Raw genomic sequence first — 14,769 nt, 5'->3', positions numbered from 1 at the left:
TTTTTGTTTGTAATAAGAACTAAAATAAATTATTAAGGCTGTTCGCCAATACTTGCTATGATTCGTAACGGAGCGCCACTTCCACCTTTGATTTTCATTGGTAAAGCTGTTATTTCAAATCCTTTACTTGGTAGTTGGTCCAGGTTTGCCAGATTCTCAAAGACTGGAATGTTTTTAGAGAGTAAAGTGACATGGCTTTCAAAATAGGTTGATTGCCCGTAATCGATGCTTGGTGTGTCTATCCCGATTGCATTAATGTTACGATTCTCAACCAGCCATTTTGCTGCTACAGGGGAAAGTCCGGGGAAGTGCAATTCCTTTACCGCATTATCGCCACGATCAGCGGTTCCGAGATATTTTACTTTATCCGGATAGTATTTGGAATAGCCGGTTTGCAATAAGACGATACTGCCATCCGGAATCTTGGTTCTCTCTTTTTTCTCCCAGTCAAGAAGATCCTGTACACTTACCAGATAATCAGGATTAGTTAATGCTTTTGAAGAGATATCTATTTTTATAGCTTTCCCGATTAGTTTTTCGAGAGGTATTTCATCTACGGTTTGACCAGTTTTTGAGAAGTGGATTGGAGCATCCACGTGGGTTCCGCCATGTTCTGCCGCACTGAAGTTATTGGCGGAATAGTAATAGCCTTTTGGTGTGTCTCCGTTATAGACCGTATCTAATTTGAATTCCTCGGCAGTTACCCAGTAAATGGTTTCATCCGAGAAATCATGAGACAGGTCAATTAGTTTTCCTTTATTGGTTCCGGCTGGGTTTGTTGTATCAGCTTCCTCAGACGATTTGGATCTGGTATCACAGGAAATCAATAGAGAAAGGATTGCGATATAAAATACAGTTGTTTTCATCTGGTAAAAATTATACTATAAATTTACTAATAAAAGAAGCAACTTTTTAGGTCGGATTTTTAACCTCCTTTGATGAAGAAGACGCTCCTAATTATGAAGTAGTGAAAAGTGTCTTTATATGTCTTTTTTGAGGTGATTTTTTTATACGGCTTTCCTCGGCTTATGTACGGCTTATATTCGGCTTAAGTACGGCTTTGGTACGAAGTACCATCGGAGTGTTTTTTGGGTGATTTGGCTTGGGTGAATGGAGGGTTTTATGGAAGTGGAAATGCAGCCAAAAGCAGTAGTAATTATTCACAGTTTTATGTTGATTACAATCGTAAGAAAATGACAACAGTTTCAGCGATTTTACTTATTTTTGAGTTGACATGAAAGATAAAATACTAGCAAAATTACAGGAAATAGAGCAGCAAAAGAATATTGAAATAGTGTATGCTGTGGAATCGGGGAGTCGTGCCTGGGGATTTGCATCTCCGGACAGTGATTATGACATCCGGTTTATATATAAACACCAGCCGGAACATTATTTATCCCTTTGGGAAAAGCCAGATGTGATTGAGTTCATGACGGCAGAAGATTTAGATGGCTCGGGATGGGATTTACGGAAAACTTTACTATTGTTGGCAAAGTCCAACGCACCGTTACTGGAATGGTTGTTTTCGCCCGTAGTGTATAAACAGAATGATGTTTTCCTGAAGCAAATGCAGGGCTTTGCACAAGATTGTTTTTCTCCCATTGCCACTTTCCACCACTATTTAGGCACCACAAAAAACTTCATGGAGGTTTGTACTGCTGAGGAAGTAAAGCTGAAAAGCTATTTCTATGCGTTGCGAACCGCTTTGGCCGGAAAATGGATCATTGAAAACAATACGTTTCCTCCGGTTGCTTTTGAGGAAGTATTGCCTATTGCACCACAAAACATACAGGAAAAGATCTTGGAACTGATGGCAATAAAAGCCCGGCAGGACGAAAAATACCTTCACCCGAAAGAAACCCTGATTACTCAGTTTTTAATGGATACGATACAATTCAATCAGGAGCATGCGAGTGGTTTGGGGAGTGGGAAGAAGATTAATGGGGAGTTGGAGGAGTTTTTTAGGGTATTGATAAAATAATAAATAGTAATACAACGTAATTTTAGTTAATGGAAGAAAATGAATTAAGAAAAGGTGTTGAAATGAAAGAAGTTTTGTTTCAACAGTTATTTACTCAGTACCAAACTAACATAAGGAAAGAACCAAATTATATTAAATTTGATGCTTTTAAAGATTTAAAACTCATTTTTGAATTGTACTCTGAAATATTTCATTTAAGAGGGTTTAATTATAGTAAGTTATCTAATGTAAAATTACTAAAGATCATAAGACCTTACAGTATTTCAGAAAAAAGAGAATTGATAAGTCATTTGATAAAAGCCTTGGTGAAAAACGGAAATGAAGAGGAAGCCAAAAGTGTTATGGAGTTGCTAAGTAAGATTGAAATTTCTTATTATTGGTATAATGTTAAAAAGTTTAATAATCCACTTGTTAATTTTTTAAAACTAGTTCTAAAGATAATATCATATAATATAATTGTTTTATTATTGTTTGTTTCCATTTATTTGTTCTTATCTACTATTATGTTTTGTCAAGCAAAGTCAGATTATTTTGCCGTTCTAGAAGTTAAAAAAATTAAATTTTGTGAAATTAATTGGTTAAATAATCTAGGAAATTTATTTACTTATATTTTTGATTTGGATGAAAAAATGGAAGTTAAACCACTTAGTTTTTTTGGAGTTTTAGTATTAGTTTTTCAAAAATCTTTTTTGTTTTTGATACTGGGTAATTATTTAGTAAAGGAAATTTTTAATAAAATAAAACTTCAATGATTTTGGCTATTAGAGATAATGATTATGACAATTAGAGATATAGATTACGATTTAAGAAGAGTTAATTCATTAATACTAAGAACTGTATTGATAGTTCTGTTAATGTTTATTCAATTTTATAATTCAAATATTTTTCCTACATGGATATACATATCTGCAATATCGGCTTATACCATATTATTGATATTAAATTTAATATTTGTAAAGACAACATATAAGGGCATAGTAAGATTAATCCTTGATTTAACAGTTATATGTGTTTTCTTATATCAAAAAGATTTGAATCACATTCTAAATTTCTTGCCATTCATTTTATTACTTTACAATGTTCAGAGTCACTCAAGTAAGAATGGTAAGTTCATTTTCTTTATTATTTTAATCCATTCAAGTATTCTTTTTATTGATAATTTTAGACTTAACTTAACACATCAATTAATACCAATCATTTTTTATTTATTTATCTTTATTCTAAATGTTAGAAAAATATTTTCAAGTATTAATGAAGAAATAATTCTTTTGGTTGGTGACCTCTTTATTGAAAATGTAAATGAAAATAATAGTCATAGAATTTTAAGAAATGTAATTAATAAAATTAATGATTCCAAAGTGAGAATTATTAATCAAATTGATGAACTTTTTTTATTCGTTAATTACGACGGAAAATTTGTATTGATAAAAGGATCCAAGTTTGTAATAAATAATGAAATTGAAACCGTTCAAGGATTAGAAAAAATAATTAGAAAGGATATTTCAATTAGAAATGCAAAAGTTATAAAAGATACAGTTGTAATCGATGGATTAAAATACGAGAAATGTTATTGGTTAAATCATAAAGTTTTAGATAAAGACTATTATTTTCTTGTTTCACTCAAAAAAGATAGTGTATTTAATGAATCTCTAATATTGAATTTCAGACCTATTTTTGAATATATAGCAAGGATATATTACATAAGTAATTCACTAATTGAATTGAATAATTCTAACTTAAAAATCATAAAACAAAAAATTGCATATGTTTTCGATGCTCAGAATGCTTTACACTTTGTTAAAAATAAACTTTCACCAATAACGTCTACAATTGACCTAATGGATAGATATTTTAAACAAAAAGATTTGACAAAAGAACAAAAGGAATACATTGAAAAAAGGCTACTAGAGAATAATAATAATGCAGAGATAAAAACAATCATAAAAAAAGCAGAAGTTTTAATCAAAGGAGTTGATAATATTCTAAATGAGGACGATAAGATTATCACATTAAAATCATTCATTGATGACCTTAGAAAAAATTGGCTGTTTCATTTTAATAGTATTGATGGTGTAATTATTCAAGTGGAAAATCTAAATAATATAAAAGTTCTTATCAATCAAATGATGTTTGACTTTGTTTTTACAGATATAATTGAAAACATTAATAAATATGGTGAATCACATAAAAAAGAAGTTGTTTTGTCGATTCAAGAAGATTTTGTAAAAATATTGTTCTCGAATAAGATAAACGAATACGAAAAAAACAAGCAGGAACTCGAAGAGATTGTTACCCTATATAATTTAAGAGATAATGATGAAATATATAGTAGAAAAACACATGGCTTGAATTTTATTAGAAGATTGCTGAGAAGAAAAAATATTGATAATAGGATTTTTGTGGATAAATTTCAATTCACATTTAATCATGAAATAAAAATGAAAATACACAAAGATGGAAATATTAGTGTTTGAAAATGAAATTCCAAAAGTTAAAAATGCTTTTTCAGATGTCAATGAATTAGATTTTAACAGAAAATTAAAAATAAAATATATTGATAAATCACAAAATTTTGGTGATTATAAAGAGTCTATAAATTATGATTTAATATTTGTGGATATTGACTTATCACCGACAAGTGAAAAGGATGGTTATGGCGTGATTGAAGAAATAAAAAAATTTGGTAATAATAATATTGTTGTTTTAACTGGAAACATGGTTGAAGATGAATTAAAAAAAAGAGGTTTAGGAGACATTAAAATATTATCAAAACCAATTTTTTTAGATGAATTAAAGGATATTATTGAAATTTACAATAATGATTGATAAAAATATTATATATATAATAATCCTTTTAAAGCGAATTTTCAACCATCCGAAATCTCCTGATTTCGGATTTTTTTCAAGAAGAATATCTATCGGCAAAATAGAAAAAAATTGCTGCACGCTTTTATTGTTTTGATGACAGTCTTCTAAAGAGTAATCTCAAGAAGTAAATTATCTTTTTTAATTTTGACAAAACCTTGCAGGTTCCCGAAACTTGTCAGGTTTAAAATTCAACAAAATAAAGGGAGCTATGACCCTCCAAACCCTAAATCCCAAAACCTAATCCTCTTCGAAGCCATCTCCGGAAGCAAGTCCTTTGGGCTGGATACGCCAACTTCCGATACGGATATCAAAGGCGTATATTATTTACCGAAAGAACAGTTTTATGGTTTGGAGTATGTGCCGCAAATCAGTAATGAAACTAACGATATTGTTTATTACGAATTGGGCCGGTTTGTGGAACTGTTGCTTAAAAACAATCCGAATATTTTGGAATTACTGGCGACTCCGGAAGATTGTATATTGTTTAAACATCCTCTGATGGAGGAACTTATCCTGGAAGATTTCTTGTCGAAGTTGTGCAAAGACAGTTTTGCAGGTTATGCTGTAACTCAAATTAAAAAGGCGCGCGGACTGAAAAAGAAAATAGTCAACCCAATACCAAAGGAAAAGAAATCGCTTTTGGAATTTTGTTTTGTGCTTCAGGGGTATAGCAGTGTTCCGTTAATCAAATGGTTAACTGTGAACAACAAAGCACAGGAACAATGCGGTTTGATTAATCTTCCTCATTCGAAAGGAATGTATGCCTTGTTTTACGATGATGCACAAACACTTGGTTATCGCGGTATCGTTAAGAATGAAAATTCTAATGATGTTTTGCTTTCATCCATCGCTAAAGAGGAAAAAGAAATCGCCTATATGTATTGCAATCTTGACGGCTATTCAACCTACTGCAAAGAGTATAGGGAGTATTGGGACTGGATTGAAAAACGCAATGAAGACCGTTACAATACAAATCTGCAGCATGGTAAAAACTACGACAGTAAGAACATGATGCACACCATCCGCTTATTGCAAACTGCAGAACAGATCCTGAAAGAAGGAAAGTTGAATATACAGGTTAAGAACAGGGAAGAATTACTTTCCATAAAATCAGGCGCCATGGAGTATGACGATTTACTTCAGAAAGCCGATGATTTAATTGCTTCCATAGAATTAGCTGAGAAAACTACGTCATTGCCTGATTTGCCAAATTATGAAAAGGCCATAGCTACTTTAATAAAAATAAGAGAAGTACTTTATACTTAAAAGCCTCAATAGTTGAGGCTTTTTTGTTTGCATCCTACAAAGCAGTATCCGTATTATCATTATCTTCATAACGCAAAGCGGCAGCACCTATAATTTTCCTCATGCGGTTGCGTAGCATTTCCGGTCGCAATACTTCCAAACCACTACCGAAACCCAGTAGGATTCGTTCGAATTCGTAATTCACTGTCAGGAACACATGAATGATGATGCTCCCGTCTTCGTTGGTTGTGATAAGCCGTTGCGAATTGTGTATGGGTTTTGTAATCACGTAAGGAGCGTTGAGCGCATCGATCCAAAGTTCGATGCGTTGCGGACGTAAGCCTTCGTTTACCGTAACTCCGATTACATTTCGGTAGAACTTTTCCGGATTGAAGTTGTCTTCCAGATACGGAATATTGAAATCGTAATCGATCGAAATGATTCGGTCCAAAGCTAAATTTGTTATGGGTTGCCCTCTTTTTTTTCGTCCGATCAAGAACCATCGGTTGTTGAATTCTTTTAAGATGAAAGGATGGAAAATAAATTTCTGTTCGTCCTTGGATTTGAATGACTTATAACGGATTACTAAAACTACTTTTTTAATAATGGCCTGATAGATTTCATCCAGAAAATGAAGCCCTTTCAGGTTGTCGTTTTTGTCCAGATGAATGACCGGCTGCGTATGTGATTTTTCGGCATAGATCTTATCTTCCAACCGTTGAAGGATGTCCGAAACATCATTGAAAAGTGAAAAGTCCTTGAACTGCTTCAGCATGGAAACAGTTTCGGTCAACACGTTTATATCGGTTTCCGTTAACGGAATATCGGTAATGGTATATTCGTCGTCTTCGTAACGGTAGAATTTCTTGTCGTAGACTTCAATAGGCGCATTATAGCCCAGTTTTTCACTGCGCATCATCTGTATATCCAATTGAATGGTGCGTTTGCTTACCGGCGATTCCTTTCCTTCGTATTCATACAGCGCATCAGAACAGGCTTCAATGAGATCTTCAAGTGTCCAGGTGCGGTATTTGTTCTGAAGGCATTTATCTATGGTTTTATAGCGGATGAGTGCGTTTTTATTTTGAGCCATTTTTTTGAGTTGCTAAGTTGAAGCGTTACGAAGTATATAAGTCCCGTTATAATAAATTAATTTCCTTTTGAATATTGTCCCGGGCTTGTTGTTCGTATTGGCTTTGGAAAGTTTTGGTCTGATAAATGAATTCGTGTTCCAGAAAATGTTCCAGTGCTTTTTTGCGGCCGGGATTGTATAGAAAATCAGGGTAGATGCTGTATTCTTTTCGTATCTGCTGATAATAGGTTTTGTACTCTTCCCAGTCTTTAGACAGTATTTTCAGGTCGAAGTCGATTAGCCATTTTTCATCTTCCGTATTTTTCGGCTGATGGTTTTTGGTTGCCATTATCAGGTCGAAAACCAATTCTTTGTTAATAGTCGTTGTACTAGGCAGGATTTTAACAGCAAACTCGGCGCTTTTCAGTTCATTGTCTTTTCTGGAACTATTGTAAACATAATCATGATAGAAAATGGCATATAAAACCTCATCGGGAAACTGAAGTTCATTTTTATGCTTGTCGAACCAGAAAATCATTTCTTCCAAATGCGTCAGATTGTGATAATGTCTTGATTTATGGGAATAAGCTTTTTGAAGTTCATTCCACCGAATAAAAATTTCATCAGCCGAAAAGCCAATGTTTGCAAGCAGTTCTGTGAATAATTGCTGTAATTCCATCGCAGTAATTTTATCAAAAATAACTTTCTTTTTTTACTGCGCAAAATAATTGCGTACATGACTGCGCATCTTTGTCATGTCAAAAGGAACAAACGTTTAATTTAAAAGTATCCAAGATGAAATTTAATTATTTTAACAGAACAAAAAATGTGGTAACCAACTACGAAGGTGCAAAAGCTTACAGCATGACGCCGGAAATGGAATTGTATTCCGCTGTGGTAACTTCGGGATTAAATGATGTTACTTATGAAAAAGGCCGTGACCGTTTAAAAAGAATCATCTCGCTGATTCAGAAATGCGATCCAGAATTTACCGCAAAGTTGGCCGTGTATGTTCGTAACGAAATGTACATGCGTTCCGTTCCGATGGTGTTGACGGTTGAATTAGCCAAAATCAATTCAGGTAACGGTTTGGTGAACAAAACGGTACAGAAAGTTATACAGCGTGCCGATGAGATAACGGAGTTGCTTGCTTACTACCAAATGGCCAACAACCGTAATCAGACAAAAAAACTGAACCGATTGTCAAAGCAGCTACAAAAAGGTTTGGCCGATTCTTTCAACCGATTTGATGAGTATCAGTTTGCCAAATACAACCGTCAGGGTGAAGTGAAATTGCGAGATGCCTTGTTTTTGGTGCATCCGAAAGCAAAAGATGAAGCCCAGCAAATGATTTTCAATAAAATCGCCGATAATAAACTGGCTGTTCCTTATACCTGGGAAACCGAGTTGTCGCAAGTAGGTCAGCTTTCGTTTAAAAATGATGTGGAAAAGAAACAGGCCTTCAAAGAAAAATGGGAAGAACTGATCGATAGTAGCCGAGTGGGTTATATGGCTTTGATGCGTAACCTTCGTAACATAATTGAAGCGGAAGTGTCTTTCGCCCATATGGAAAAGGTTTGCCAGTATTTGAGCAATGCCAATGCGGTGGCCAATTCAAAACAATTGCCATTCCGATTCCTGGCAGCTTATCGTGAAATCAAAGTATTGAAATCGCGATATACCACAATGGTTTTGGATGCGTTGGAAGATGCGGTGATGTACAGTGCCCAGAATATCAAAGGTTTTGATGGTCGTACTTCGGTTGTGATTGCGTGTGACGTTTCGGGTTCGATGCAGCATCCGATCTCAAAAAACAGTAAAGTATTATTGTATGATATCGGTTTGATGTTGGGTATGTTGATGCAGTCACGCTGTAAAAATGTGATCAGCGGTATGTTTGGTGACAGCTGGAAAGTAATCAACATGTCGAAACGAAATGTTTTAGCTAATGTTCAGGAGTTTTACCGACGTGAAGGCGAGGTAGGTTATTCCACTAATGGTTATTTGGTAATTGAAGATTTGATCAAGCGAAGAGAAATTGTGGATAAAGTGATGTTGTTTACCGATGTTCAGATGTGGAACAGCCAAGGGACTTCGCATTCCTTTGAAAATTCGTGGAAGCGCTATAAAGCCATTGCGCCAAATGCTAAATTGTATTTGTTTGATTTGGCCGGTCATGGCAGTACGCCATTGGATATCAAGAATAATGATGTTTACCTGATTGCAGGTTGGTCGGATAAAGTGTTTGACATATTGCATGCCCTGGAGGATAAAACCTCAGCTTTGCAATACATCAACCGAATTGAATTGTAAAAAAAGTGCCGCAGTTGCAAGGGCTGCGGTAATTTTTAGATACTGCGCAAAATAATTGCGTACCAGAAATAGATCTTTGTATCAGAAAGTTCATTGAAACAGTATAAACAAGTGCCGTAGGTTAGTGTTACTTCGATTCACCGACGGGGTCGCGGGTTCGAGTCCCGTCTCTTCCACTAAATAAACAGGAAATGGGAGAGTAGCTCAGCAGGTAGAGCACGTAAAATTTCACTTATCGTTTTTTGCCTTGGTTGTACTGTTTCAATGAAAGCTCTGAAAAAAAATAGAAGAATAAAAAGAATGCCGTAGTAGCGTGTTACTTCGTCGCCAATTAGGGGAGGAATAGCGAAGTTGTAAAACCAGCAAGGCTATCCGGTTCGACTCCGGCTTTGACATGCCCCGTTTCATGCTACGCCTTTTGCTTCTTTTTAAAAATATAAGATGCCGGTTATAAGTGTTACTTCGGTTGGTTTGATTTTACATAGGTTCGAGTCCTATAGCAACATTTATAAATTATTGCTCTTATGCATAAAGAGTGTCGTACTGTATAGTTACTTCGTTTTGGACATGAAATTCAAACTATGCAGACCTGTTACCTCTTTTTTTAAAAAATAGTGCGCAGAATAATTGCGCAGCAGGTTTTGAACTTTGCATCAGTAAACAAAGGGAAGTAACCCGGCAGCACGCAGGAGGTTGTCGGGTTTGCCAAAACGATATTGCAGATTAGAAATAAAGAAATATATTTAATAACCAGCCTGGCATTGCAGAGGGAGTGATGTCAGGTTCGCAAAAAAGAAAATTATGAATGCACCTATCAACGGAAACGATTTAATAGCTATCGGTTATGAAACGAGCGAAGCTTTAGGTATAGCTTTGAAAATAAACAAAAAAAGACTTGGTTTTACCCGAGAGGAGATGATGATGCATTATAAAAATGTATTGGCAATTCCTGAGAATTATCTTGATGATAAGATTTTCTGCAAATTAGCTTCGGCTTTAATTGAAAAAGCGAATGAGAAACCGGAAGATTTCATTAGTTTAAACCAAACACCGAATGATTATACGCTTTTCGGAGCGGAACATATTGAGGAAGGCGCCAAAAAACAAATGGAAACAGCCATGAAGTTACCAGTTACGGTAGCCGGCGCCTTAATGCCTGATGCCCATCAGGGTTACGGATTACCTATTGGAGGTGTATTGGCAACGAACAATGCCATCATCCCGTATGGAGTTGGTGTGGATATTGGTTGTAGAATGGCGTTATCAGTTTATGATATTCCGGAGTTCTTTTATTATGAGAACGAAGCTAAATTCAAACGTGAATTGGTTGCGCACTCTAAATTTGGAGCAGGACACGGATTTTTGGGACAATACAGATCCGATCATGAAGTGTTGGGAAGAAAAGAATTCGATGACCATTCGTTTATCAAAAACCTGAAAGATAAGGCCTGGTCGCAATTAGGTTCATCAGGTGGCGGAAATCACTTTGTTGAATTTGGTATTATGGAATTCATGGAGGATGATGCCGAGTTGAATATCCCGAAAGGAAAGTATGTGGCGCTTTTAACGCATTCCGGTTCTAGAGGTTTAGGAGCTACAATCGCGGGTCATTACACAAAAATGGCAAAAGAGGTTTGTAGATTACCTTATGAAGCACAAAATTTAGCTTATTTAGATCTGAACTCCGAATTAGGTCAGGAATACTGGATCGCTATGAATCTGGCCGGGGATTATGCTTCAGCCTGTCACGAGGTTATTCATGATAAAATGCAGAAGGCCTTAGGCGCAACGGTTTTAGCTAAAGTTGAAAACCATCATAATTTCGCCTGGAAAGAAGTTTGGAATGGTGATGAGGTTATCGTCCACAGAAAAGGAGCCACACCAGCCGGTAAAGGTGTTATGGGGATTATTCCGGGTAGTATGACCGCACCGGGTTTCCTTGTGAGAGGAAAAGGTGAGGAGGAAGCTATAAACTCTGCATCGCATGGCGCAGGTAGACAGATGAGCAGAACACAGGCTATCAAAAACATCACTAAAAATGAGATGCAATCCATTTTGAAAGACCACGGAGTAACTTTAATCGGCGCAGGTTTAGACGAAGCTCCGATGGCGTACAAAGACATCAATTTAGTGATGGAATCACAAAAGGATTTGGTGGACGTTGTTGCTAAGTTTACACCTAAGATGGTTAGAATGGCGGATGATGGAAGTAGGGAGGATTAATGACAGCATGCAATAAACAAAAAGGGGAAAGTCAAATTTCCCCTTTTTTATTTAAAGAATATCTCTTAAAAATTAATTATCCGGAATTTCAGGCTCAACCAGTCGGATCAATTTATCCAAAGAATCCTGCCAGCCTAAATAACAGGCTTCCGTCGGAATGATGTCCGGGATTCCTTCTTGTGTAATTCTTATTTCGGTTCCAACAGAAACTTTGTTCAACCAGACAGTCGTAATCATTTCACCGGGAAGGTTTGGATCATCAAAACTATCTGTGTACTTCAAAAATTCGTTAGGTTTAAGTTCCAGATATTTGCCGCCGAAGGAATGACTGTTACCAGTAGTGAAATTTTGGAATGACATTCTATAGGTTCCACCAACCTCTGCGGTCATTTCATGTACCGTACAAAGGAAACCGTAGGGAGGGAGCCAGGATGCCATTGCGGTTGCTTCGGTAAAGGCACGGTAGACTTTTTCAGGAGTTGCTTTTATAACTCGGTGAAAAGAAACGCTGTTGCTTGACATAAAAAGGATTGATTATTAATTTCTACCCGTTTGGCTCTTGGGTTTTGCCCGTTTTTTTAAGTGGTCGCTGCTCCACTGAATTTATAAATTTAGTAATTTTCAAGTAAATAATGTCGGATTATACTGTAAAAACCAGTTCTTTCTGTTTTTGTTTACTTTTTAATCTCTTCCATGAACGAATACCTGAAAGTAAATTGAATTTTTGTGCCGGATGTAGACCAGCCGTCTTTATAATTTTCCCTGTTGATCCATATAACTTCAACGGCTGATGTTACATTTGGGAAAGGTTTGTATAAAAGATTGGTGCTTGCAAAACGACCATGGCGGAACGCATCCGCAGTTTGAGCATTGGAATTATCCACTTTTACTGCGGAATAACCCAGTATGCTGCTGAATTTCTCATTCCACTGATGATTGATATAGGTGGTGAAACCATAAATAGGTAATGTTACTCCTTTAACGGGAGCATTTGGATTTCCGTAATTAGTTTCGATTCCGATATCAGTAGGAGCATCATTCATGAAATTCTGAATTCCTTCTCCGATGACTGTTTGTCCGAGGAATAAAGTTTTCTGACTTAATTTAAGATTGGTGCTGAAGTTAAAGCCCCAGCCATAAGCCTTACCACTCAGGTCATAAGCATCCGTGCCTTGGTCAACCCATTCAATTTTTCGAGCAGCGGCGGCTAATTCTGCATAACCCCATTCACGTGTAATACGAAATTCTGCAGTTAAATCAGGAACGTCAAATTTTGGTTTTACGTCGGCCAGTTCAATTCGGTCACGGTATACGCCCTGATCTGCACTGGCTCCCGGTTTTTCAAGGGCAATTGCCAATCGGTTACGTCCTTTAAGCGGTATAAAACGTATTTGGACATTTTTACACAGTGACATACCTGCAGGGCCCCAATAATCGACGGAATTCGGAAACCCGTCAAAATCGCAGAATAAGCCCCAGTTATGACCTATGCCCAACATACCTAACTCGGCATAAGCGTAAAGTAAGTGGAAGGTAGTTTGGCCTGCATCAACACCAACGCCAAACATATCAAATGCAAAACGGGTTTCTAATTGACCGTAGCGCGTTTGTGTCGAACCAAGAATATCCAGCATGGATTGTCGAACGCTAAAATAAGTGTTCCCGTCAGTACCCCATTGATTTTCATAGGCAGGCAATTGTGTCGGACGCATCACATCAAAATAATCGGGATTGACTTGGTTAAAGTTATAACCGATGTCCGTCATTATCTGTCCGCGTATTGTAAAAACAGACTGCGGCTCCTGTTGCGCAACAAGGTTCAGGCAAATGAGGTTTATCCCCAATGTTAAGCAGAAGTTTCTCATAGACAAGGAGGCAATGACCTCTGTATTTTGACAATCAAAATCTGAATAGCACAATAGATCTGTTGGGGAGCGGCAGAAAATAAAGCAAGTAGTTAAGCCCTAAGTTATTTGTTTAAGATTAAACTTACCTGTATTTCCTTTTATAAAATTAAGAAAAATATTGATAAACTATTGATTTTTATCTGATTAAGATTTTAGATAAGTATGCGTTCCCTTAGGGCAGCGGATCAAGTGCTGTCCTAAAAAATTCTCCGATATTGTGGTCTGATAGATTGTCTGCCAGAAAAAGTTCCGGAAATGAAATTTACTTTTTTGGATACAAGCGAAAGCCGTAAATAGATTTATCAGTATCGCTAAATACCCATAGATCAAAAATACCGTCCTTTAAAGCATAAAGGCCATAATTATATACCTCTCCTTTTACGCTTAAATTTTTGCGGGTCAGGTTGTTACTTTCAATGAACTCCAACTGAAATTCACCATTTTTTTTAGGAACGAACACTAATTTTGAAAAGGTCTTGTCTTCAAAAGTCTCCGTCCAACTTTTTGGAGTAAGGTCTACATTGACAATTTTTCCGTTATATTCCTTATAATAGAATTTCCCGCCTTTAAAGAAATTTTGGATATCCTTGCCCGCAATCTTACATTCCGGTTTTTGGGTTAAGGTTTTCCAATCACTTTTGTTTTCTTCCAGACTGGTCAGGAGATCTAAAAATTCTTTACAGTTTTTTTGAAGTCTGAAGTATAGTTTTTCGCTAAGGGAATCTGCTTTGGCTTGTGTCGTGACATTCATATTTCTATAAAAATCCGGAAGGTGCTTTTGGAAAACCATTGCAATGTGTTCTTCACTTTTAGGGCCTTTTATACTTGAAAGGGTTTCGCACATTTTAAAGGAAACTGAATCTATTTGTTGGATAGTTTGTGCCTTAACAAAAGTGTTTTGAAGGAAGAAGCAAATCAGCAAGCAATAATATTTTCTCATTGTCGGATTATGTTTGAAGTTTTATGTCGTATGATTTTTAATTTTTCTGAAGAGCAATAGTATTTGACCACAGCAGAAAGAGGAATCGCATCCTCAAACAAAGATATCATAATACACCAAGAAATGAAATTTAAAACGATAGTTTTCCGCTTTAAATCCTAAAATAAAAATAATTGTTTAAATTGTGATTACTTGAAAGATCAGAACTGAGACGATGATC

13 protein-coding genes are annotated in these 14,769 nt (G+C 36.0%); 7 read left to right on the top strand and 6 right to left on the bottom strand.

Annotated features, from left to right (window positions below; translation table 11 throughout):
* Positions 1-32: 32 nt before the first annotated feature.
* A complete protein-coding gene (locus AC3E9U_RS00935; RefSeq protein WP_488745029.1) occupies positions 33-866 on the bottom strand; it encodes a cyclase family protein in 834 nt (277 codons plus the stop codon).
* 368 nt (positions 867-1,234) lie between these two features.
* Between AC3E9U_RS00935 and AC3E9U_RS00930 the strand changes: the two genes are divergently transcribed.
* The 5 genes from AC3E9U_RS00930 (at position 1,235) to AC3E9U_RS00910 (ending at position 6,115) form a co-directional block, all read left to right on the top strand.
* Entirely contained in the window at positions 1,235-1,981 is a 747-nt protein-coding gene (locus AC3E9U_RS00930; RefSeq protein WP_488745028.1) for a nucleotidyltransferase domain-containing protein, read from the top strand.
* A 29-nt stretch (positions 1,982-2,010) separates the two neighbouring features.
* Positions 2,011-2,733 (top strand): hypothetical protein, encoded by a 723-nt coding sequence (locus AC3E9U_RS00925; protein ID WP_488745027.1) that lies wholly within the window; start codon positions 2,011-2,013, stop codon positions 2,731-2,733.
* Between the two features lie 24 nt (positions 2,734-2,757).
* Positions 2,758-4,455 (top strand): hypothetical protein, encoded by a 1,698-nt coding sequence (locus AC3E9U_RS00920; RefSeq protein ID WP_488745026.1) that lies wholly within the window; start codon positions 2,758-2,760, stop codon positions 4,453-4,455.
* Positions 4,436-4,807, top strand: coding sequence for a hypothetical protein (locus AC3E9U_RS00915; RefSeq protein ID WP_488745025.1), 372 nt, complete (start codon positions 4,436-4,438; stop codon positions 4,805-4,807). Before AC3E9U_RS00920 ends, AC3E9U_RS00915 begins: the two co-directional genes overlap by 20 nt.
* Before the next feature lie 228 nt (positions 4,808-5,035).
* Positions 5,036-6,115 (top strand): nucleotidyltransferase domain-containing protein, encoded by a 1,080-nt coding sequence (locus AC3E9U_RS00910; RefSeq protein ID WP_488745491.1) that lies wholly within the window; start codon positions 5,036-5,038, stop codon positions 6,113-6,115.
* A gap of 34 nt (positions 6,116-6,149) precedes the next feature.
* Here the strand turns inward: AC3E9U_RS00910 and AC3E9U_RS00905 are convergent, their stop codons facing one another.
* The gene (locus AC3E9U_RS00905) at positions 6,150-7,187 is read right to left on the bottom strand and encodes a helix-turn-helix transcriptional regulator (RefSeq protein WP_488745024.1); all 1,038 of its coding nucleotides are present in this window, start codon (positions 7,185-7,187) and stop codon (positions 6,150-6,152) included.
* 46 nt (positions 7,188-7,233) lie between these two features.
* Positions 7,234-7,845 carry an HD domain-containing protein gene (locus tag AC3E9U_RS00900; RefSeq protein ID WP_488745023.1) on the bottom strand — a complete coding sequence of 204 codons (612 nt, stop codon included), beginning with the start codon at positions 7,843-7,845 and terminating at the stop codon, positions 7,234-7,236.
* Between the two features lie 116 nt (positions 7,846-7,961).
* On the opposite strand from AC3E9U_RS00900, the gene AC3E9U_RS00895 reads away from it, so the two are divergent.
* Both AC3E9U_RS00895 and AC3E9U_RS00890 read left to right on the top strand, forming a co-directional pair.
* Positions 7,962-9,479: a TROVE domain-containing protein gene (locus tag AC3E9U_RS00895; protein WP_488745022.1), complete on the top strand. Its 1,518-nt coding sequence runs from the start codon at positions 7,962-7,964 to the stop codon at positions 9,477-9,479.
* Between the two features lie 801 nt (positions 9,480-10,280).
* On the top strand, positions 10,281-11,702 hold the full coding sequence (locus tag AC3E9U_RS00890; protein WP_488745021.1) for an RtcB family protein: 1,422 nt from the start codon (positions 10,281-10,283) through the stop codon (positions 11,700-11,702).
* A gap of 72 nt (positions 11,703-11,774) precedes the next feature.
* On the opposite strand, the gene AC3E9U_RS00885 is transcribed toward AC3E9U_RS00890, so the two are convergent.
* The 3 genes from AC3E9U_RS00885 to AC3E9U_RS00875 form a co-directional block, all read right to left on the bottom strand.
* Entirely contained in the window at positions 11,775-12,224 is a 450-nt protein-coding gene (locus tag AC3E9U_RS00885) for an SRPBCC family protein (protein WP_488745020.1), read from the bottom strand.
* Between the two features lie 152 nt (positions 12,225-12,376).
* On the bottom strand, positions 12,377-13,567 hold the full coding sequence (locus AC3E9U_RS00880) for a DcaP family trimeric outer membrane transporter (RefSeq protein WP_488745019.1): 1,191 nt from the start codon (positions 13,565-13,567) through the stop codon (positions 12,377-12,379).
* Positions 13,568-13,871: 304 nt separating this feature from the next.
* A complete protein-coding gene (locus AC3E9U_RS00875) occupies positions 13,872-14,549 on the bottom strand; it encodes a hypothetical protein (protein WP_488745018.1) in 678 nt (225 codons plus the stop codon).
* Positions 14,550-14,769 lie beyond the last annotated feature (220 nt).

The sequence above is a fragment of the Flavobacterium sp. 21.1 genome (assembly GCF_057801535.1).
The sequence above is the reverse complement of the archived record's forward strand: the minus strand, read 5'-3'. Positions and strand labels throughout refer to the sequence as shown.

Coding starts and splice junctions, on each gene's coding strand:
- AC3E9U_RS00935 (WP_488745029.1), bottom strand. CDS start 866: ATGAAAACAACTGTATTTTATATCGCAATCCTTTCTCTATTGATTTCC.
- AC3E9U_RS00930 (WP_488745028.1), top strand. CDS start 1,235: ATGAAAGATAAAATACTAGCAAAATTACAGGAAATAGAGCAGCAAAAG.
- AC3E9U_RS00925 (WP_488745027.1), top strand. CDS start 2,011: ATGGAAGAAAATGAATTAAGAAAAGGTGTTGAAATGAAAGAAGTTTTG.
- AC3E9U_RS00920 (WP_488745026.1), top strand. CDS start 2,758: ATGACAATTAGAGATATAGATTACGATTTAAGAAGAGTTAATTCATTA.
- AC3E9U_RS00915 (WP_488745025.1), top strand. CDS start 4,436: ATGGAAATATTAGTGTTTGAAAATGAAATTCCAAAAGTTAAAAATGCT.
- AC3E9U_RS00905 (WP_488745024.1), bottom strand. CDS start 7,187: ATGGCTCAAAATAAAAACGCACTCATCCGCTATAAAACCATAGATAAA.
- AC3E9U_RS00900 (WP_488745023.1), bottom strand. CDS start 7,845: ATGGAATTACAGCAATTATTCACAGAACTGCTTGCAAACATTGGCTTT.
- AC3E9U_RS00895 (WP_488745022.1), top strand. CDS start 7,962: ATGAAATTTAATTATTTTAACAGAACAAAAAATGTGGTAACCAACTAC.
- AC3E9U_RS00890 (WP_488745021.1), top strand. CDS start 10,281: ATGAATGCACCTATCAACGGAAACGATTTAATAGCTATCGGTTATGAA.
- AC3E9U_RS00885 (WP_488745020.1), bottom strand. CDS start 12,224: ATGTCAAGCAACAGCGTTTCTTTTCACCGAGTTATAAAAGCAACTCCT.
- AC3E9U_RS00880 (WP_488745019.1), bottom strand. CDS start 13,567: ATGAGAAACTTCTGCTTAACATTGGGGATAAACCTCATTTGCCTGAAC.
- AC3E9U_RS00875 (WP_488745018.1), bottom strand. CDS start 14,549: ATGAGAAAATATTATTGCTTGCTGATTTGCTTCTTCCTTCAAAACACT.